Origin of the sequence: Litorimonas haliclonae (assembly GCF_965138505.1) — a bacterium.
Lineage (GTDB): Bacteria > Pseudomonadota > Alphaproteobacteria > Caulobacterales > Maricaulaceae > Litorimonas > Litorimonas haliclonae.
Genome location: NZ_CBCSCO010000003.1, coordinates 229,350 through 248,856 on the forward strand (window position 1 = coordinate 229,350; position 19,507 = coordinate 248,856).

Genomic DNA, 19,507 nt, shown 5'->3' on the forward strand with positions numbered 1-19,507 from the left:
GGTGAAATATCCGAAATGGCTAGGTCTTGCCCTTGCGACGGCTTGGGTCGGCATAATAGGACTATTAACGTTTCCTATCGCGTCTGATGAGGTACGGACTGAGAACGCGACAACGCTTTATGATCAGAACGATCAGGTTTTGGCGCGCTATTCGACGAATGATAGCTATTGGCGTTTGCCTCCAACATTGGAAGAAATCGACCCAAATTTTATCCGTGCGCTTCTCGCCATAGAAGATGCCCGCTTTTACTCACATAGCGGTGTAGACATCCCCGCTATAGGGAGGGCGCTCAAAACCTGGCACAGTTCGGGACAGGCAAAATCCGGCGCGTCCACCATAACTATGCAACTCGTTCGGCAATATAAACCGCGTCCCCGCGTATTAAAATCGAAAGCCATTGAGAGCCTTGCCGCTCTGAAATATGAACTGGTTTTCTCCAAAGACGACATACTTGAACAATATCTGACCCGTATTTCCTATGGTAGCAATATTCAGGGAATTGAAGCGGCCAGTTGGCGCTATTTCAAAAAAACGCCAAGACAGCTGACTTGGGATGAAATCGCGCTGCTGATTGCTTTGCCGCAAGCTCCGGAAGCCCGCCGCCCCGACCGACATCCTGTAGCGGCCAAGGCAGGGCGCGATCGTATTCTTTCTAAACTCGTCGATGAGGGTGTGCTGACAGAACAATTGGCCCGAGAAGCCAAGGACGTCCCGGTGCCGCAATTTATAAATGATTTTCCGTCTGATGCAGAGATAGGTGCGCCGCTCCTTTCGGCTCGTGACCGGGATGTTCATAGTTTTATTGATCCCCAAATTCAGCAATCGGCCCACAGGGTTTTGGCGCAATCACTGGGACAACAAGACCGCGCTGTAAACGCCTCCATTTTGGTCGTTGAGAACAAAACGCGTAATGTTGTCGCGCAGGTCACAGCAGGTGCGCGAGATCATGAGGGTGGCTGGCTGGATCTGACCCGCGCCATACGCTCACCAGGGTCAACGCTCAAACCCTTTATATATGGTCTTGCGATGAGCGACGGACAGGCGGCGATGAACAGCACGATACGGGACGCGCCGACCCGTTTCGGAGCCTATCAGCCGGAAAACTTTAATCGACGCTATCATGGCAAGGTACGGTTGCAGGACGCCTTGAAACATTCATTGAATGTTCCAGCTGTCGCCGCCCTTGATCAAGTCGGCTCTGCCAGATTCGAAGCGCTCTTGACCTCGGCAGGGGCAATTCCGCGTTTTCCGAAACACCGCGATGAAGACAGTGGTTTGTCTTTGGCACTGGGCGGGGCCGGGATGACGGCGGTTGATCTAGCGACGCTTTACACAGCTCTCGCCAATGACGGCGTCGCTAAACCGCTAAACTGGGAGTTCGAGCAGTCTCGGGAAGAGGTAGGCGTGCAAATTCTGCCGCCAGACATGGTTCAAAAAATCACCGAGGTACTAACCTCGGCGACACCGCCGCAAGGACGACTACCGGGCCATTTGTCCCAAAGTCGGTCAGCTATCGCTTATAAAACAGGGACGTCTTATGGCGCACGAGATAGTTGGGCGGCAGGCTATGCCAAAGATCATACGATTGTCGTTTGGGTGGGCCGGCCCGACGGAGCCCCGCGTCCAGGCGAGACAGGGCGCGAGTCTGCGGCCCCCTTACTTTTTGATGTTTTCGATAGTCTTACGGATCGCTCTGAGAGACCTCTTAGGATAGTGGACAATCGCATTCGAGAAAGTAAGGCATTCAAAACATCCTTGGATGCGGGTCCCCAAATTTCTTTTCCGTCCGATGGAAGCGAAGTGCTTATCCGAAACAGCCGAAAAGACTTACGGCTCCGGGCGCAGTCTTCAAAAGATTTACGGTTTTACGTAGATGGAGAAATATTAGACGCAAAATATGGAGCCGCGACATTCAAACCGAAATCAGCGGGGTTTTATACATTGAAGGTTGTGGACAGTGATGGGCGTTCAAGTCTTTCCCGATTTCGTATTCTCCTCGCCGATAATCTCGCGCACGCGCCGCTTTAAGGCGAGCAATTCATCTGCAAACCACTCGTGCTTTTTTATCCAACCATTATTTCGCCAGCTGGGATGCGGGAGGGGCATGAGGCCAGGGCCAAAACTTGGCCATTTTCTTACCGTCTCTGTTAGGTTACGCTCCATTTTGGGGCCAAGGTAGCTTTTCACCGCATACATGCCGACGAGAAGCATGAGCTCAATATTCGGTAATGCGTTGGAGAGAGGATCTTGCCAGAGCGGCGCACATTCTTTTCGTGGTGGGAGATCCCCACCATTTTTATCCTGACCCGGAAAACAGAACCCCATGGGCGTAATGGCAAAAAGATCGGGATTATAGAAAGCCGTTTCGTCAACGCCGAGCCAGTCTCTAAGTCGTTTGCCGGAGGGATCGTTGAATGGAACCGAGCTGGCGTGAGCCAAAGTGCCTGGGGCTTGGCTGATGATACGAATTTTAGATTTTTTAGTCCCCCGCACGATGGGGTTTGGCGTAACAGGTAAAGGCGGGTTGGAATGGGCACAGACTTCACAGCGGCGAATTGTATCTAATAAAGCATCTGTATTTGGGTTAAGAGGCAAATTATTTTGGGAAACTGATGTCATAGCTCTGGTTTAACGCGTTAATATGTTATTGGTTGAACGAAAATTCAGCTCGGTGATTTGAGGTCAGTACATGTCAGATAGTTTTTACGCAGATTTAGATAAAGAACTGGAGTCCATTAAAGAGGAAGGACTTTGGAAGAGTGAGCGTTTGATTACGAGTGATCAGTCCTCTGACATCGATATTACCCAGGACGGGAAAGAGAAAGAGGTTTTGAACTTCTGCGCCAATAACTACTTGGGACTCGCCAATCACCCCGACCTGATTAAAGCGTCTCAGGATGCCACCCAAAAGCATGGCTTCGGTATGGCCTCAGTGCGTTTTATTTGCGGCACTCAGGCCCAACACCGTGAGCTAGAAAAATCTATCGCAGACTGGCTCGGTTTTGAAGACAGCATCCTTTACGCGGCTTGTTTTGATGCCAATGGAGGTCTGTTCGAGCCTTTGCTAGGCCCTGATGACGCCATTATTTCCGATACACTCAATCACGCTTCGATTATCGATGGCATCCGTCTTTGCAAAGCTATGCGGTATCGTTTCAAAACGTCTGATATGACAGATCTACGCGAAAAGCTTAAGGCTGCCAAAGCCGACGGTGCGCGAAACATCTTGATTGCAACAGACGGTGTCTTCTCTATGGATGGCACGATCGCGAAGCTGGACGAGATTGTCGCGCTGAAGAAAGAGTTCGGCGCTCTGCTGATGGTCGATGATTGTCACGCGACAGGATTTCTGGGCGAGAATGGTCGCGGCTCAGCAGAATTTCGCGGTGTCGAAGGCGGAATCGATATCCTTACAGGGACACTCGGCAAAGCGCTTGGCGGAGCTATGGGCGGCTTTACCTGCGCGAAACAATCCGTAGTCGATATGCTGCGCCAGCGTTCGCGACCTTACCTATTTTCTAACTCTCTGGCCCCTGGTCTCGTCGGGGCGAGTCTGAAAGCGATTGAGTTGGCAAAACAAGGCGATAACCTTCGGAAACAGCTTAAAACCAATTCAGAGCACTTCCGCAAAGGCATGACAGATGCGGGATTCACCCTTCCGGAGGGGGAGCATCCAATCATTCCTGTCATGTTGGGCGACGCCAATATAGCACAAGACATGGCGGCAAAGCTTTTAGATGAAGGCATTTACGTTATCGGTTTTTTCTTCCCGGTCGTTCCAAAAGGCCAGGCCCGGATTAGAACGCAAATGAGCGCCGCTCACACACCAGAACAAATTGACCGCACCATCGCTGCCTTCACTAAGGTCGGCAAAGAGCTAGGAGTGATTTAATGGCTGAGACCCTGCCAAAAACCATGAAGGCCCTCGTTAAAGCCAAGTCTGAAAAAGGCCTCTGGATGGAAGAGGTGCCTGTGCCGGATATCACCCCAAATGAAGTGCTTATCAAAATCGAGCGCACGGCCATTTGCGGCACGGATATGCATATCTACCAATGGGATGAGTGGGCACAGAAAAATGTGCCTGTTCCGCTTGTCGTGGGCCATGAATATGGGGGACATGTCGTGGCTGTCGGCTCGACTGTTACCCGCGTTAAAGTCGGAGATCGCGTCAGCGGAGAAGGCCATGTGGTAGGCCGGAAATCCCGGAATGCACGGGCAGGGCGGTTTCACCTCGATCCGGACACGAAAGGCATAGGCGTGAATTTGCCCGGCGCGTTTGCCGAGTACCTAGCGCTCCCCGAATTTAACGTTATCCCTTTGGGTAAGGATTTTCCCCTGGAGATTGCCTCCATTCTCGACCCGCTCGGCAATGCGGTGCATACGACTCTGGCGTTTGATCTCGTCGGTGAGGACGTTCTGATTACGGGCGCCGGGCCTATTGGCATTATGGCGGCGGCTGTGGCCGAACGCGCAGGGGCGCGGCGTATTGTGCTGACGGACATCAATGACTGGCGTTTGGAGTTTGCAAAAACGCTCACGACCCGGACGCGCATGGTCAACACAATGAATGAAGATCTGAAAAAGGTCATGGACGAAATCGGCCTAGATGAAGGGTTTGATGTTGGCCTCGAAATGAGCGGCGCCCAGCCAGCCTTCAATCAAATGCTGGATTGCATGTTGATGGGCGGTAACATCGCGATGCTTGGCATTCCGGCCAAGCCTTACCCTGTCGACTTTGGCAAAATTGTCGGGAAAGCATTAACTTTGCGGGGTATCTATGGCCGTCAAATGTATGAGACTTGGTATAAAATGCTGGCTTTGATTGACGGCGGCCTCGACATGAGCCCGCTCATTACCCACCGTTTTGCGGCAACAGAGTTCCAGAAAGCCTTTGACCTTATGGAAACGGGTAAAACAGGAAAGGTCATACTGGATTGGACGCAAGTGTGACCGAGGAATATGTTCCGTTAGAGGGCTATCAAGACCTCACCGAAGAGCAGATGCGGCAACGTTCTGAGGCTGTCCTGAACCGGCTTTTGACGCGCCGAACTATACGGAATTTTTCCGACAAGCCTGTTCCGAAAGACATTATTGAAACCTGTATCAAAGCTGCTGGAACAGCTCCGAGCGGTGCCAATCACCAACCTTGGCATTTTGTGGCAATTTCCGATTCTGAAACGAAGCGAAAAATCCGTATCGCTGCTGAGGCTGAAGAGGCGGAGTTTTATGGCGGGCGCGCGTCAGAAGAATGGCTCCACGCATTAGCCCCTCTTGGGACGGATGAGAGTAAGCCATTCCTTGAAACCGCGCCCTGGTTAATTGCTGTCTTTGCACAGCGCCGGGGCGGTGAGGTCGTGGGCCAGGATAAGAAAAATTATTATGTGACAGAATCTGTCGGGTTAGCCACTGGGTTGCTTATCACGGCTTTACACTCAGCAGGGCTTGGCACGCTCACGCATACGCCTGCCCCTATGGGGTTTTTAAGAGAAATTTGTGGACGGCCAGATAATGAGAAGACTTTTGTTTTGATGGTCGTTGGCCATCCGGCCGAAGGCGCGACTGTACCAAAACATGCCCTGATAAAGAAAAAACTCGAGGATATTTCAACCTTTATCGAGTGAGAGTTATATCGACGTTATGAATTAACGCATCCAAGACCTGCAATTTCGCGACTTGCTTAATGAAGATGAGCGGCGCATAGGCCCGAAATGACACAGACGAAACCCGTAAAACGAGATAGCATGAAATTGCCAATTCCTCTTTGGGAGTTTGTGGCAATGATGGCAGCGGTATTCGGACTTCAGGCGCTTGGCATTGATGTGATGCTGCCTGCCCTGTCTCTCATTGGCGAAGAACTTCAAATTGCCAATCCAAATGACCAACAGCTCATCGTCTTTGCTTTCATTTTAGGGTTTGGATTTCCGCAACTTGTTTTCGGGCCCATTTCTGATCGTTTTGGGCGGAAAGTCTTATTACAGGCCTCTTTAATTGGCTATTTCCTGACATCTTTTATGTGCATGATTGCCCCTAGTTTTTACTGGCTTCTGGCATTCCGATTTATTCAGGGGATAACCTGCGCCGGGACGCGGGTTGCGGCAGGGGCGGTCATTCGTGACCTGTCTGCGGGACGCGCCATGGCTCGCATCATGTCTCTCGTTTATACGGTCTTTATGATAGTGCCGATTATCGCCCCGGCTTTGGGGACGCTCGTCATGACGGTGGCTCCATGGGAATGGATATTCGGAGTTTTAGGCGCGTTTTCCTTTTTGGTCTTTATGTGGACGCAATTTCGTCTTCCTCAAACCCTACCAGAAGAAGACCGCCGCCCCTTTAGTCTGAAGAGCATTCGGGAGGCTTTTCATGCCGTGCTGACGAACCGCATCAGCTTTGGATATATGATAGCCAGCGGCGTCATATTTGGCTGTCTTTTCTCTTTCATTGGTGCCTCTGAACAAGTCTTTGATGACGTATTTGGGCGCGGCGATAGGTTCTGGATTTGGTTTGCCGGCATCGCAGGGGTATTGGCGGTCATGAATTACAGCAATAGCCGTGTCGTGGACAAATGGGGCATGAGGCGCATCAGCCACGCCGTCGTTCTTGTCTTTATCGCCTTGTCTCTGGTGAACTTGTTATGGATGCAGTTTGTCGGCCAAGACTTCTGGGTGTTTTATGTCTTGTTCGCGATGACATTCGCTTGTTTTGGCATGATGGGAGCAAATTTTACCTCATTGGCGCTCGAGCCAATGGGTAAAATTGCCGGAACCGCAAATGCGGTTTACGGCTTTATTACTATGACCCTATCGAGCTTGTTGGGCATTATCGTAGCCCGCGTTTTCGACGGAACCGTACGTCCTCTTCTGATCGCCTATGTGCTTCTAGGCCTCATCAGTTTGAGCGTCATACTCTTCACTGAGAAAGGGAAACTTTTCGGCGTCGGGGAGGGGAAGGAGCCTTAAGCGACCCCTTCCAGATCAAAGTCTTTATATTCCTCTTTCAACTCTCGTTTGAGGATTTTGCCTGTCGCGCCTAAGGGCAGGGCCTCCACAAAAACGATAGCGTCTGGCATCCACCATTTGGCGCATTTACGTGCGATGCAGGCTTTGATTTCTTCCTTGTCAGGTGTTTTTCCTGGTACAGGCTGCACAACAAGGAAAGGCCTTTCCTGCCACTTTGGATGATGAATGCCGATACAGGCAGCCATAGCGACGTCAGGGTGATCTGAGGCGGCATTTTCGACTTCTATTGAACTCACCCATTCTCCGCCGGATTTAATAACGTCTTTAGAGCGATCCGTAATCTCCATATAACCCTTGGGGTGGAGCACGCCCACATCACCTGTGCGGAACCAGCCATCATCAGTAAAGTTCTCGGCCCCAGCCCCTTTGAAATACCCTGAAGAAATCCAAGGGCCGCGAACATGAAGGTGTCCTTCGGCTTCACCGTCTTGCGGTAAAACATTTCCTTCGTCGTCTACAATTCGCATTTCCACGCCGAAGATACGACGACCCGCCATGAGCTTATGAGCAACAAGGTCTTCATAATCATCATTTTCGGTACCAGGATAAGGAGAGTAAGTCGTTCCTAGGGGCGAGGTTTCTGTCATGCCCCAGCCTTGCTGCATTGGGATACCGAGATCCAGTTCATATGCTCGGAGGAGGCTTTCAGGGAGTGCGGAACCGCCAACCAAGGCTTTTTTTACTGTCTTTAAGTCAATATTATTTTCCTTGGCATGGTTGTAAATTCCGAGCCAGACAGTCGGAACTCCCGCCATCAGGGTGACGCCTTCCTGATTGATCATTTTACAAAGACTGGCACCATCAAGCCCTGGACCCGGCATGACTAGCTTTGCGCCGACCATCGCGGCGGAGTAAACCAGACCCCAAGCGGAGACGTGGAACATAGGCACGACGCCCAAAATGGTGTCGAGTGACCCTCCGCCAATGACGTCTTGAAAGCAGCCTGCCATGGCATGAAGAATTGTGGAGCGGTGAGAGTAGAGTACGCCCTTAGGGTCTCCGGTGGTGCCGGAAGTGTAGCAAAGTGTGCAAGCTGTGTTCTCGTCAAACCGTTCCCATTCTATTGTCTCCGACGCGCCCGCGATGAAGCTCTCATAGTCTTCTACGTCAGTCTTGTAGTCCGGCATATTATCTTTGTCTGACAGGCATATCCATTTCTTGACCGTTGGGCACATGGCAGAAACGCCGTCTACAATCGGGCCAAAAGTTGTGTCGAACATCAGCATGCTGTCTTCAGCATGATTGACCATCCAAGCGATTTGATTGGGCTTTAAACGGGGATTGATAGTGTGGACGATCGCCCCAATTGATGAGACCGCATAATAGATTTCAATATGGCGGTAATTATTCCACGCAATAGTGGCAACTCGGTCGCCTTTTTTGACGCCTGCTTCTAGCAAAGCATTCGCAAGCTTCCGAACACGGACGGCGCAATCACCCCAACCATAGCGGTGCTCCGTCATATCCGTATTGAGCGTGTAAATTTCGCGGTCTTTGTGAACGGTTGCAGCGTGTTCGATTAAATCGCTGATCATCAACTCATGTTTCATCATTAAGCCGTGCATCATAGTCCCCATATTCATTGTGGTTTATTTAGACTTTTCTTTCCACGCGTATCGTCTACCGTCAATGGGCAAGCGTGTATGAAGAGAGTCATTTATGAATAGTCGGGTCCCCAGTTTTGAAGACGTGTTAAGTGCCTCCAAACGGCTAGAGGGTCATGCCCGTGTAACGTCCCTCTTACGATCTGATCAGGTTGATGAAATTTGCGGTTGTCAGCTGTTCTTAAAAGCGGAGGCAAAACAGAAGGGCGGCGCTTTCAAATACCGAGGAGCACGAAATCGATTGTCTCAATTGTCACCACAAGAATCCAAGATAGGGGTGGTGGCTTTTTCTTCTGGAAACCACGCGATTGGTATTGCAATTTCAGCAAATGAACTGGGAGTTCCAGCGATTATCGTTATGCCCAAAGACGCGCCGAAAATTAAGGTCGAAACGGTACTTTCTTATGGGGCGGAAATTCGTTTCTATGACAGACTGACAGAAAGTCGTGAGCATATTGCCGAACATATTTCCCGATCCTCAGGACGGGTTGTTGTTCCGTCTTTTGATGATCCATATATAATTGCTGGGCAGGGAACTATCGGCATTGAGCTAGCTGAACAATGTCCAGACCTTCACTCTGTTGTTGTGAATTTGGGCGGAGGAGGAATGTGCGCAGGAATTAGCTTAGCCTTACAAAAGTCATGTCCTGAAGCAAAAATATTTGGGGCAGAGCCTCAGAATTATAATGATCACCAACTGTCTCTTGAAGCAGGAGAACGCGTATCGCTGTCCTCACCGCCCGCAACCCTTTGCGACGCTCTGATGACGCCTCAGCCGGGAGAGCTGACTTGGGCCGTGAATTCACAGTCTTTGTCAGATGTTTTCACGGTCACGGACGAAGACTGTCTGCACGCTATGGCGCTTGCAAAACGGGAGTTGGATGTAATTCTAGAACCGGGAGGCGCTGCCTCTCTCGCGTCGATTATGAAGTATAAACCGTTTTCGCCAGACCAAAAAGTGGTAGTCATTGGCTCTGGCGGTAATGTCGACGCTGAGGTAATGGAGCAGGCTTTAAGTCTCTGATCCAAATCCGCTTATTTTTGTCCCTGACGTAAGTCGCGATCTAGATAAAGCGGCGCGCTGTTTCCGTTTAAGCGAGCCCGGTAAACCTGCATGTTTTCCATAACTCTCTGAACGTAATTTCGAGTTTCTGAAAACGGTGTTGACTCGATCCAATCAATTGGGTCGATTTCTCCTGTGCGGGGGTCACCATAGGTTTCTATCCACTGTTTTGCACGATGCGGCCCTGCATTATAAGAGACAGCCGCTAATATGTAAGAGCCGTCCCACCGTTCAAGAAGATCATTTAAGTGGTAAGCGCCGAGCTGCGCAGAATATTCGGCGTCAGTTAAAAGGCGTGTCTGGCTGTAGTCCACATTGTGTTTTCGGGCTGTGTAACGCGCGGTGGAATCGATCATTTGCATTAACCCGTAAGCCCGGGCTGAACTAATGGCGTTTGTTTCAAACTCAGTTTCTTGACGAGCAATCGCATAAACAAAAGCTGTCTCGAATTCGTTCGGTAGAGCTTCGATAATAGGCACTCTTGGGTAGCCGGACTCTGTCAGCATGGTCTGAAAACGGGAGGCTTGTTTTGCAGCTCTCACAGAGGGCCGCATATAACCGTAATCTTTAGATATTTTCGCCAGCGCTGACAGTTCCGCCGGCGTGTCTAGGACACCATCAAGGTGAAAGGCAATTTGAGAGAAAAGACGCTCATCGCCGATTTCTCCTAAAAGCTGCATAGCTTTGACGCGGTCATCTTGTTTTAGAGTTTCTAATTCTGTGTCTGAAGAGGCCTCTGGCGGAAGGCTTAGCGTGGCTGAGCCTTGGCCCAGCTCTAATGTAGCTAATTGACCGTAATATGTATTCGGGTATTTTGCGGCTTCCAAAAAACTGGCATCGGCTTCGGCGCCAGTTTGAGATCGTCCTAACCAGTAATAGCCCCGTCCCAGGGACACAGGGGTGGAAACGGCTTCCGCAAGTTTGCGGAAATGGATTTGAGCCTGCTCGGCTTTACCGAGTTTCCGCAGCGCGAGCCACCCGGCTAGAAATTCGGCTTCAGCAAAATCTGCACCATCTGTGAAGCCGTGATCGAGCACTATGTTATAAGCTTCGGCAAAGCGTTTCTCGCTTATCAGCCAGTACGCCATAATCTGTTTTTCGCGCCAAAGCGCAGCTTTGCCCTGGTCATTGATTGGGGCGCCTGGAACTTCCTGAAGAATGGGGAGAGCGTAATCCTTTGACCGCTTGCGGCGACGCCATTTTGCGCGTTCATAGAGTAGTCCTGTGTCAGCCTTATAATTTGACGGCACAGCGTCTATCGCGGCATCCATACCCGCTCGATCAGCCGCCACACGTAGACGGGCGTCCATAAGGTTGCGTTCAGCCCGGTCCATGAAAGGCAGCAGAGCTTGCGCGCTATCAAAAAACCACCGTCCATTCCAGATTAGGTGATCGGCGCGCCGGGCATGGTCTTCTGGCGTGAGCTTCGAACTAAATTGCGAAAATAGGTCTTGTTGCCGTGACCGCGTTAACTTGGCGCCCTGCCAAGCCGAACGAAGCCACATATCAGCCGTTTCATCATTTCCTAGTGCATAATTTGCGCGCGCCAAGGCGGCCCGTCCTTCGCCGGATACAGGAGCCTCTCCTTTGAACCATTCAACAGCATCTTTTGGAGGGAGGGGGTTGTCGAACATTTCGGCTTCTGCCCGCGCCCGAATGGTGACTTGACGTGGCCAATCAGAGAGGTCTTGCGCGGCCTTAGTCAAAATATCAAAAGAAGCATTCCGGTCCTCAACCGCGCGAACCCAAATCAGAAGCGTTTTCGCTGTCTCATCTTCGATTCCGCGTTCATAGAGTTCAAATTCCAGCCAGTCATCGCGGTTGGCGGCGCTAATAGCTTTGCGCAGGCTGAGCGCATCTTGTTCGGAAAGAAAGTTTGAAAGGGCCGGGGCAATAGGTTTAAGGCGGGGCTCGACATCTGGAGCTGCCTGCGCCATTTGCAAGGGAACAAGACTCAAAACACTAATCAATAACGGAGAAAAGATTTTCTTTCGACACAATGAAATTACAGCGTTTGGCAAAGGGGCACTTGCTTGGTAAGCTGAAAGAAAGTTATGACGCTTGTTCATTATCCGTCTGTAAATCCTAAATAAATTCGAACCCCATTGATTCGAATAGCTACATGAAAGAGCAAAATGATAAAAGGTTCGATAACAGCCCTTGTGACTCCGTTCAAAGATAACAGCGTCGATGAGAAAGCGTTCCAGAGTTTCATCGAATGGCAAATAGATAATGGCACACATGGGCTGGTGCCTTGCGGAACGACAGGTGAATCAGCAACTTTAACGGATGCTGAGCATCGCCGCGTTATAGCCTTGACGGTTGAAGCGGCGGCTGGCCGCGTTCCAGTTATCGCGGGTGCTGGATCGAATGAGACCACTGTGTCTAAAGCTTACGCTCGGCACGCCAAGGAAGAGGGGGCTGACGCTATTCTTGTGGTTACGCCTTATTACAACAAACCAAATCAAGAAGGCATTTACCAGCATTTCAAGGCGATTTCGGAATCTGTCGATATTCCAATTGTTGTTTATAACATTCCTGGCCGCAGTGTTGTTGATATTACGAATGATACAATGGGTCGGTTGTCTAAATTGCCAACTGTTATTGGATGCAAGGACGCAACAGGCGACGTCGCTCGGGTCCAAGGCTTGGTAGACCGCTGTGGTGAGGGCTTTATTCAGCTCTCTGGTGATGACCCGAGCTCTTTGGGGCACTCCGCCCATGGCGGAATGGGCGCAATTTCGGTTGGATCAAATGTTGCGCCGAAAGCCTATTCAGAGCTTCATGAGGCGTTGTTGAAGGGCGAATTCACTAAAGCGAAGTCGCTGAACGCGAAACTGGATTGTTTGCATAAAGACTTATTCCTTTGTCCGAGTCCGGCGCCTGCAAAATATGCGCTCTCGCTTATGGGCAAAATGGAACCGTCTGTTCGCTTGCCCATAGTCCCCTGTGCAGACTCAACAAAACGCGCCGTTGAAGCGGCAATGAACCGTGCAGGAATATCCTATTAAATTATGGCCAAAGCCAAAGATAAATCGCCGAAGACTCTGATCGCAGACAATCGTCGTGCGCGGTATGAATATGCCGTTGAAGACAATATGGAAGCCGGCATCCAACTGCTCGGCACAGAGGTGAAGGCCCTGCGCGAAGGCCGAGCAAATATTGCTGAGGCCTATGTAAGCGTTGAGGGGAACGAGGCGTGGTTGATCAACGCCAATATTCCAATTTACGCGCCCGCCAGTCAATTTAATCACAGCCCGACCCGTCACCGGAAGCTCTTGTTAAAGCGCAAAGAAATCAATGTCCTGCTAGGGGAAACTCAACGGAAGGGCCGCACGATTGTCCCGTTGAAGCTGTATTTTAACAAAGCTGGCACGGCGAAACTTTTGATTGGGATTGCGACAGGTAAACAAACTCACGATAAGCGTGAAACACAGAAGAAACGCGACTGGCAAAGGCAAAAAGCCCGTCTAATGCGGGAAAATGGCTAACGACCCAAAAAGGTTTTAATTTCACTGAAGACATCAAAGAACATTTCTTCGGTCAAACGCTTTGTATTCGTATTGTAACGCGAACAATGATAGCTCGAAAATAGTTTCCGGCCCTCTCCAATGTCATAAGCTACATTATGGCCGAACGGATAATCTTTAAGTTTCAAGCCAAGACTTCTGATTGTGCTGTCATGGGCAATTTTGCCTAGGCAAAGCAGGGCTTTCAATTCTGGCAATTCCGCCATTTGTCCTAAGAGATAATCCCGGCACGTATTGATTTCCTGACCTACGGGTTTGTTCTGAGGCGGTACGCACCGAACCGCATTGGTAATCATGACCCGCGACAGGGTCAGGCCGTCTGCTGCATGACCGTTATATCTCCCGTTAGAAAAGTCGAATTCTTCTATGGCTTTATAAAGCAGATCACCTGCGTAATCGCCGGTAAATGGACGCCCCGTGGCGTTCGCGCCTTTCAGGCCCGGAGCTAGGCCGATAATAAGGCACTCTGCCTTCGGGTCGCCGAAACTAGGGACAGGCCCATTAAAAAAGTCCGGATGTTTCTCACGGTTTTCTAAGATAAACGCGCGCAGCCGCGGACAGCGGGCGCAATTAAAATCTGGCTCCGACCGCAAGCTCACGACTTATCCGTCCTCATATTCCTGTTCATCTTCTGTGGAATAGTCCCGCTTCGGCCTTCCAATAATCTTACCCATATCAGCGAGTTCAATAAAGTCGTTGGCTTGACGACGAAGTTCATCAGCGAGCATGGCCGGGCGGGATTTTAACGTGGAGATTACGCTAACGCGGACGCCTTTGGACTGCACGGCTTCAACGACTGCTTTGAAGTCTCCGTCCCCTGTAAACAGGAGAATGTGATCGACATGCGGCGCAATATTCAGCATATCAATGGTCATCTCGATATCCATATTGCCTTTAACGCGGTTGCGGCCGTCCCGGTCTGTATAGCTTTTTGCCGGCTTCGTAATGACGTGGAAACCGTTATAGTCTAGCCAATCAATTAAGGGGCGTATGGGAGAATAATCTTCGTGATCTAACAGGGCAGTGTAATACTTCGCCTGAATGAGGCGGCCCTTGTTCTTAAAAAGATCGAGAAGCTTTTTGTAATCTATATCAAAATCTAGAGTTTTTCCTGAAGAATAGAGGTTTGAACCGTCGATAAACATGGCTATGCGTTCGTCTGGGTAAAAGGCCATAAATGTGCTCAAATAATAAAATGAATAAAAAAATGAACGTCGCTTATATCGCGTTGGGGGGCAATTTGTCCAATCCCGAAACCACCTTCTGTCAGGCTGTGGCTGAAATGAGGCGTTCGGAAATTGAAATTATAGGCGTTTCATCTCTGTGGCATAGCCCGGCCTGGCCGCCCGAATTGGGTCATCCCGATTACGTCAATGCGGCCCTAAAAGTTGAAACATCACTGACGGCTAAGAACTTATTAAGTAGGCTTCACGCTCTGGAGGCTCTACTCGGCCGGAAGCGAAGCGTCTTAAACGCCCCGCGGGCTCTTGATTTAGATATTATTGATTTTGCCGGAGAGGTGGAGGTGAATAGTCCTATTCTGCCTCACCCAAGGGCCCATTTGAGGGCTTTTGTTCTCCTGCCTATTTGGGAGATAGAATCGACGTGGACGCATCCGACTTTACACAAAACTTCTGTAGAATTGCTCTCAGAATTGCCGAGTGAAGACGTCCTTGACCATGCTGTGATTAAGCGGCACTGGCTGGATTCTTGACCTTGCAATTAAGCCTTTCAAACAGTATAGACGCACCTTAATTTCAAATTTTGGACTGTATAGTCGTCCATAAAGTTTACAGGATGCCCCATGGCTCGCGTTACCGTTGAAGATTGTGTCGAAAAAGTCCCGAATCGTTTTGATTTGGTTCTTCTCGCTTCCCACCGATCCCGTAATATTGCGGCTGGGTCATCGCTGACCGTTGATCGCGATAATGACAAGACACCTGTCGTTGCCCTGCGTGAATTGGCTGAAGAAACATTGGACCTCGATGATTTGCGCGAAAGTCTCGTTACCGGTCTGCAGCGTGTTATTTTTGATGATGACCTGCCTGAAGATCAGGAAGAGGAAGCTCCAGTTCTGGCGATTGGTCATGACGACAATGCAGGCCCGAGCGAAATGAATGAAGCAGACCTTCTTCGCGCTTTGCAAGGCGATCGCGATAATGACAGTTCTTCGCGCTTCTAGGCGTTTCAATAAAATGTATTTGAGCCGCCCTTTGAGGCGGCTTTTTTATTACCTAATACCGCGTAAACCATTTGATAGCGGCGTTTAACCGCCTATATAAAAACTGTGGACCATGTGACCTTGGATAATCAACCGGCCCCAAAAGGGCAAAGTCCTCGATTTCTTCGTCAATTCGAGCTGGTTGAGCGCGTTCGGAAATATGACCCGACGGCGGACGAAGCCCTTTTAAACAAAGCCTATGTTTTCTCTGTAAAAGCGCATGGCGATCAGAAACGTCACTCAGGCGATCCTTATTACGCGCACCCGATCGAAGTGGCCGGAATTTTAGCCGACCTGCATTTGGACGTAGCGACAATCTGCACGGCGCTACTCCATGACGTTTTAGAAGATACCGACACAACCTTTGAAGAGCTCTCGAAAGAGTTCACGCCGGAAATTGCAGAGCTTGTAGACGGCGTCACCAAGCTTGGCCAATTGAGCATTCCCAATGCGACGCGGGAGCGGGCGCAGGCTGAAAATTTTCAGAAATTTGTGTTGGCGATAAGCAAGGACGTGCGCGTTCTTCTCGTTAAGCTCTGTGACCGGCTTCATAATATGCGCACGCTGGAGCATCACCCCAAACCAGCGTCCCGAAAACGAATTGCAACGGAAACCCTCGATATCTATGCGCCCTTGGCTCGCCGCGTAGGGATGGACCGAATCTGTGCGGAGCTGGAAGAACTCTCATTTCGTTATATAAATCCATCGGCGTTTGAATCAGTTGAACGTCGTTTAGTGGACTGGCGGGAAACCCAAGGGGAAGCCATTTCAGAGGTTTCCACGGATTTGCGCACGCATTTCGACAAGGCGGGAATAAGTGCTCGTATTTATGGGCGTGAGAAACGTGCCTATGCAATTTGGCGTAAGTTACAGCGCCAAAACATCAGTTTTGAAGATGTCGCTGATATTTATGCTTTTCGAATTATCGTGCAAAGCCGCGATGTCTGCTATCAGGCTTTAGGCTTGCTGCATTCTGTTTACCGGGCTGTCCCAGAGCGGTTTCGCGATTTTATTTCTGTGCCAAAACCCAATGGCTATCAGTCCCTTCACACAACGATACGAACACCGGACAACCGCCGGGTTGAGCTGCAGATCCGTACAGAACGCATGGAAGATGTGGCCTCCCGGGGCGTTGCGGCGCATTGGGCTTATAAAAACAATAATTACGGATATGATCCTGAACGCGCCTTAGAAAGCGGAAGTGACCCGTTGAAACGTATTCGGCCTCTTGTTGAAATGATGGAACAGAGCGGCGATGCAGATGAGTTTTTGGAACATGCCAAGCTCGAGATGTTCACGGATCAAGTGTTCACCTTCACGCCCAAAGGTGATTTGATCGCCTTACCTCGGGGGGCGATGCCTCTCGATTTCGCCTATGCCGTCCACACTAAGGTCGGAGACACCTGTATCGGAGCCTTGGTAAATGGCCAAAAACACCCCCTACGTCAGGCGTTAAAAAACGGTGATGTGGTCAAAATCATTCGCGGCGGCGAAGCCGAAGCGTTGGAAGGGTGGGAAAACTTTGTCGTAACCGGGAAGGCCCGTTCCGCGCTTCGCCGTTTAACGCGTACTGGTGAGGCCGAGGAGTTTGCGCGGACCGGAGAGCTTTTAGCTAAACATGCGTTTGCGCGAGAAGGTCTCACATTTTCGGATGCTTTGATGCGAGACGCCGTCAAACGATCCAATGCCGAACACGTTGATGAACTTTTTGAATCACTCGGTCGGGGCAAGCAGTCTCTGAATTCTTTTATGGATTTAATTTTCCCGGCGCGCCGCAAAGACCCGTCTCAATCTATTGTTCTGAGACGTGAAGTCATTCAGGATTCGACTGCACGGCTCTATGTTAAAGGCGACGGGTTACGTGAAGGCATCAGCCTGCATCTTTCAAGCTGTTGTTCTCCGATACCAGGAGACCGAATTATTGGGTTGCAAAATGTAGAGGATGAAAAAGGCGGTATCAGAATACACACGATTGATTGCGAGACTCTGTCTTCAACAAATGTGGATCCTGATGACTGGCTTGATTTGGGGTGGCGAAGGAGCGCCGATCAATCCTCTGCAACGGGCCGAATGACTGTAACAGTGGAACATGTGCCGGGCGCTTTGGCCGACTTAACCAAAATTATTGGAGAGTCGGGTGGCAATCTTGTGAATATCAAAACGGTCAAACGTAGCCCCGTCTTTTTCGATATGATAATGGATGTCGAAGTGCGGGATAACCGTCACCTTGTACAGATTATTGCTGCTTTGCGGGCAAGCGCCTATGTAATCTCAGCCGAACGGGCGCGGGGCGAAATCATTTCCGCAAAGTAAGAGGACAGAGCGAATGAAGACTGAGGATGTGTTAGATGTTTTTCGCGAGGCAGGAGCGCTCTTGGAAGGACACTTTATTTTGTCTTCCGGACGACGCAGTTCTGTCTTCTTGCAAAAAGCCCTGATTTTTAAAAACCCGAAGCTAACAGAAAAATTGTGTAAGGCTTTGGCAGAGAAAGTTAAATCAGAATTAGGGGAACAACCCGACATCATCGTTGCGCCCGCTATGGGAGGCGTAATTCCAGGCTATGAGACGGCGCGTCACATGGGGCTGGAATCTCTTTTTGTTGAACGCGAAAACGGTGAATTTACACTTCGACGAGGGTTCAAATTGGAGCCAAGGCAAAAAGTCCTTATGGTCGAAGATATTGTGACGACTGGTTTGTCCTCCCGTGAATGCATTGCGGCGATGAATAAAACAGGCGCCTCAGTTATAGCTGGAGCTTGTATTTTTGACCGTTCAAACGGTATGGCGGATATTGGCGTACCACTTGTAAGTCTGGCGGCGCGTAAGTTCCCTGATTATGATCCTGAGGATTTGCCACCTGAATTGCAAAATATACCGGCAGTCAAACCTGGCAGCCGAGGCTTGTCGTGAGTGAGAAGTCGCTACCTCGGTTAGGGGTGAATATCGATCATATTGCAACAATTCGAAACGCACGGGGCGGAGACCACCCCAACCCTGTGGCTGGCGCATGGGCCGCGATTCAGGCTGGGGCAGACGGAATTACAGCGCATTTGAGAGAAGACCGCCGTCACATGCACGATGAGGATATGAGCAGGCTCCAAGCCCTTTGCAGCAGTGAAAATATTCCGCTGAATATGGAAATGGCGGCAACGGACGAAATGTTGGCTATCGCCTCGGATTTAAAGCCTCATGCGATATGTATCGTACCGGAAAGGCGGGAAGAACGGACCACAGAGGGCGGCTTAGATGTCGCGGGGCAAATCGAAACTCTTACTCCGATTATCTCCAAACTAAATGCAAATGGCGCGAGGGTATCTCTCTTTATTGAAGCAAACCGAGGGCAAATTGAGGCCTCGGCGAAAACAGATGCAAAAGTCGTGGAGTTGCACACGGGCGCTTATGCTCACGCGCTTGACGACGGTGATGACGAGAAAGCAAACAAAATATTGGAGGATTTCAGAGGTTGCGCCGCTTTAGCACAGAGCCTTGGACTCGAAGTTCATTTTGGACACGGCCTGACGTTTGAAAACGTAGCGCCTGTCGCTGCTATTCCCGAATGCATGGAACTGAATATTGGGCATTTTATTATCGGTGAAGCTGTGTTCATGGGCTTGGATGCTGCCATCAAACAAATGCGCGAAATCGTAACCGAGGCGAGACAAGCCGCGTGATCATCGGAATCGGAACAGATATTTGTGACATTAACAGAATCGTACAAATTATTGAAAAGTTTGGCGAAAAGTTCAAATTAAGAACTTTCACCGAAGGGGAGCGAGCTTATTGTGAGACAAAGGCGGTCCCTGCCAATGCCTACGCGAAAAGATTTGCTGCAAAAGAAGCTGTTGCGAAAGCTCTCGCCGGAAACCAGACAGGCGCTCTAAGCTGGACAGATGTGGAGGTGACTAACCACCCCTCCGGGCGGCCCGAAGTTATTTTGCATGGATCAGCGAAAGCCAGACTTAATGGTAAAGTTCCTGAAGGCTATCATGGTGTCGTGCATTTGAGCCTAAGTGATGACCCGCCCTACGCGCAGGCATTTGCGATTGTGGAAGCCAGCAAGGGCGACTAAGA

Annotated in this window: 19 protein-coding genes; 14 read left to right on the forward strand and 5 right to left on the reverse strand. The window is 50.2% G+C overall.

What is annotated here, in order from left to right:
- Position 1: 1 nt before the first annotated feature.
- Positions 2-2,029, forward strand: a complete 2,028-nt coding sequence (gene pbpC, locus ACNA05_RS08435) for a penicillin-binding protein 1C (RefSeq protein WP_415811011.1) — start codon at positions 2-4, stop codon at positions 2,027-2,029.
- Here pbpC and ACNA05_RS08440 read toward each other — a convergent pair.
- Entirely contained in the window at positions 1,970-2,620 is a 651-nt protein-coding gene (locus tag ACNA05_RS08440; protein ID WP_415811012.1) for a uracil-DNA glycosylase family protein, read from the reverse strand. The genes pbpC and ACNA05_RS08440 overlap by 60 nt on opposite strands.
- A gap of 70 nt (positions 2,621-2,690) precedes the next feature.
- Here ACNA05_RS08440 and kbl point away from each other — a divergent pair, with 70 nt between their 5' ends.
- The 4 genes from kbl (at position 2,691) to ACNA05_RS08460 (ending at position 6,957) form a co-directional block, all read left to right on the forward strand.
- Complete coding sequence (gene kbl, locus ACNA05_RS08445) at positions 2,691-3,893, forward strand: glycine C-acetyltransferase (protein WP_415811013.1); 1,203 nt, start codon at positions 2,691-2,693, stop codon at positions 3,891-3,893.
- Positions 3,894-3,916: 23 nt separating this feature from the next.
- Complete coding sequence (tdh, locus tag ACNA05_RS08450) at positions 3,917-4,951, forward strand: L-threonine 3-dehydrogenase (RefSeq protein WP_415811269.1); 1,035 nt, start codon at positions 3,917-3,919, stop codon at positions 4,949-4,951.
- A gap of 50 nt (positions 4,952-5,001) precedes the next feature.
- A complete protein-coding gene (locus ACNA05_RS08455) occupies positions 5,002-5,622 on the forward strand; it encodes a nitroreductase family protein (protein WP_415811270.1) in 621 nt (206 codons plus the stop codon).
- A gap of 120 nt (positions 5,623-5,742) precedes the next feature.
- Positions 5,743-6,957 carry a multidrug effflux MFS transporter gene (locus ACNA05_RS08460; protein ID WP_415811014.1) on the forward strand — a complete coding sequence of 405 codons (1,215 nt, stop codon included), beginning with the start codon at positions 5,743-5,745 and terminating at the stop codon, positions 6,955-6,957.
- Here the strand turns inward: ACNA05_RS08460 and ACNA05_RS08465 are convergent.
- Positions 6,954-8,600: a long-chain fatty acid--CoA ligase gene (locus ACNA05_RS08465; RefSeq protein WP_415811015.1), complete on the reverse strand. Its 1,647-nt coding sequence runs from the start codon at positions 8,598-8,600 to the stop codon at positions 6,954-6,956. The two genes, ACNA05_RS08460 and ACNA05_RS08465, sit on opposite strands and share 4 nt — an antisense overlap.
- Positions 8,601-8,676: 76 nt before the next feature.
- On the opposite strand from ACNA05_RS08465, the gene ACNA05_RS08470 reads away from it, so the two are divergent.
- Positions 8,677-9,645: a threonine ammonia-lyase gene (locus ACNA05_RS08470; protein WP_415811016.1), complete on the forward strand. Its 969-nt coding sequence runs from the start codon at positions 8,677-8,679 to the stop codon at positions 9,643-9,645.
- An 11-nt stretch (positions 9,646-9,656) separates the two neighbouring features.
- Here the strand turns inward: ACNA05_RS08470 and ACNA05_RS08475 are convergent, their stop codons facing one another.
- Positions 9,657-11,642, reverse strand: a complete 1,986-nt coding sequence (locus ACNA05_RS08475) for a lytic transglycosylase domain-containing protein (protein WP_415811017.1) — start codon at positions 11,640-11,642, stop codon at positions 9,657-9,659.
- Between the two features lie 177 nt (positions 11,643-11,819).
- Between ACNA05_RS08475 and dapA the strand changes: the two genes are divergently transcribed.
- Both dapA and smpB read left to right on the forward strand, forming a co-directional pair.
- Positions 11,820-12,695 (forward strand): 4-hydroxy-tetrahydrodipicolinate synthase, encoded by an 876-nt coding sequence (gene dapA / locus ACNA05_RS08480; RefSeq protein WP_415811018.1) that lies wholly within the window; start codon positions 11,820-11,822, stop codon positions 12,693-12,695.
- A 3-nt stretch (positions 12,696-12,698) separates the two neighbouring features.
- On the forward strand, positions 12,699-13,175 hold the full coding sequence (gene smpB / locus ACNA05_RS08485) for an SsrA-binding protein SmpB (RefSeq protein ID WP_415811019.1): 477 nt from the start codon (positions 12,699-12,701) through the stop codon (positions 13,173-13,175).
- Here the strand turns inward: smpB and ACNA05_RS08490 are convergent.
- On the reverse strand, positions 13,172-13,813 hold the full coding sequence (locus ACNA05_RS08490) for a uracil-DNA glycosylase (RefSeq protein WP_415811020.1): 642 nt from the start codon (positions 13,811-13,813) through the stop codon (positions 13,172-13,174). The two genes, smpB and ACNA05_RS08490, sit on opposite strands and share 4 nt — an antisense overlap.
- A 3-nt stretch (positions 13,814-13,816) precedes the next feature.
- Complete coding sequence (locus ACNA05_RS08495) at positions 13,817-14,389, reverse strand: LabA-like NYN domain-containing protein (RefSeq protein WP_415811021.1); 573 nt, start codon at positions 14,387-14,389, stop codon at positions 13,817-13,819.
- Between the two features lie 20 nt (positions 14,390-14,409).
- On the opposite strand from ACNA05_RS08495, the gene folK reads away from it, so the two are divergent.
- The 6 genes from folK to acpS all read left to right on the forward strand — a co-directional run bounded on the left by folK (position 14,410) and on the right by acpS (position 19,505).
- Complete coding sequence (folK, locus tag ACNA05_RS08500) at positions 14,410-14,928, forward strand: 2-amino-4-hydroxy-6-hydroxymethyldihydropteridine diphosphokinase (protein ID WP_415811022.1); 519 nt, start codon at positions 14,410-14,412, stop codon at positions 14,926-14,928.
- Between the two features lie 90 nt (positions 14,929-15,018).
- A complete protein-coding gene (gene rpoZ / locus ACNA05_RS08505; RefSeq protein ID WP_415811023.1) occupies positions 15,019-15,396 on the forward strand; it encodes a DNA-directed RNA polymerase subunit omega in 378 nt (125 codons plus the stop codon).
- Between the two features lie 114 nt (positions 15,397-15,510).
- Positions 15,511-17,748, forward strand: a complete 2,238-nt coding sequence (locus tag ACNA05_RS08510) for a RelA/SpoT family protein (RefSeq protein ID WP_415811025.1) — start codon at positions 15,511-15,513, stop codon at positions 17,746-17,748.
- 13 nt (positions 17,749-17,761) lie between these two features.
- Positions 17,762-18,346 carry an orotate phosphoribosyltransferase gene (pyrE, locus tag ACNA05_RS08515; protein ID WP_415811026.1) on the forward strand — a complete coding sequence of 195 codons (585 nt, stop codon included), beginning with the start codon at positions 17,762-17,764 and terminating at the stop codon, positions 18,344-18,346.
- The gene (locus ACNA05_RS08520) at positions 18,343-19,107 is read left to right on the forward strand and encodes a pyridoxine 5'-phosphate synthase (protein WP_415811027.1); all 765 of its coding nucleotides are present in this window, start codon (positions 18,343-18,345) and stop codon (positions 19,105-19,107) included. The genes pyrE and ACNA05_RS08520 overlap by 4 nt, the downstream gene beginning before the upstream one ends.
- Positions 19,104-19,505, forward strand: coding sequence for a holo-ACP synthase (acpS, locus tag ACNA05_RS08525; protein WP_415811029.1), 402 nt, complete (start codon positions 19,104-19,106; stop codon positions 19,503-19,505). Before ACNA05_RS08520 ends, acpS begins: the two co-directional genes overlap by 4 nt.
- The last annotated feature ends 2 nt before the right edge of the window (positions 19,506-19,507 follow it).

Coding starts and splice junctions, on each gene's coding strand:
- ACNA05_RS08440 (WP_415811012.1), bottom strand. CDS start 2,620: ATGACATCAGTTTCCCAAAATAATTTGCCTCTTAACCCAAATACAGAT.
- kbl (WP_415811013.1), top strand. CDS start 2,691: ATGTCAGATAGTTTTTACGCAGATTTAGATAAAGAACTGGAGTCCATT.
- tdh (WP_415811269.1), top strand. CDS start 3,917: ATGAAGGCCCTCGTTAAAGCCAAGTCTGAAAAAGGCCTCTGGATGGAA.
- ACNA05_RS08455 (WP_415811270.1), top strand. CDS start 5,002: ATGCGGCAACGTTCTGAGGCTGTCCTGAACCGGCTTTTGACGCGCCGA.
- ACNA05_RS08460 (WP_415811014.1), top strand. CDS start 5,743: ATGAAATTGCCAATTCCTCTTTGGGAGTTTGTGGCAATGATGGCAGCG.
- ACNA05_RS08465 (WP_415811015.1), bottom strand. CDS start 8,600: ATGAATATGGGGACTATGATGCACGGCTTAATGATGAAACATGAGTTG.
- ACNA05_RS08470 (WP_415811016.1), top strand. CDS start 8,677: ATGAATAGTCGGGTCCCCAGTTTTGAAGACGTGTTAAGTGCCTCCAAA.
- dapA (WP_415811018.1), top strand. CDS start 11,820: ATGATAAAAGGTTCGATAACAGCCCTTGTGACTCCGTTCAAAGATAAC.
- smpB (WP_415811019.1), top strand. CDS start 12,699: ATGGCCAAAGCCAAAGATAAATCGCCGAAGACTCTGATCGCAGACAAT.
- ACNA05_RS08495 (WP_415811021.1), bottom strand. CDS start 14,389: ATGGCCTTTTACCCAGACGAACGCATAGCCATGTTTATCGACGGTTCA.
- folK (WP_415811022.1), top strand. CDS start 14,410: ATGAATAAAAAAATGAACGTCGCTTATATCGCGTTGGGGGGCAATTTG.
- rpoZ (WP_415811023.1), top strand. CDS start 15,019: ATGGCTCGCGTTACCGTTGAAGATTGTGTCGAAAAAGTCCCGAATCGT.
- pyrE (WP_415811026.1), top strand. CDS start 17,762: ATGAAGACTGAGGATGTGTTAGATGTTTTTCGCGAGGCAGGAGCGCTC.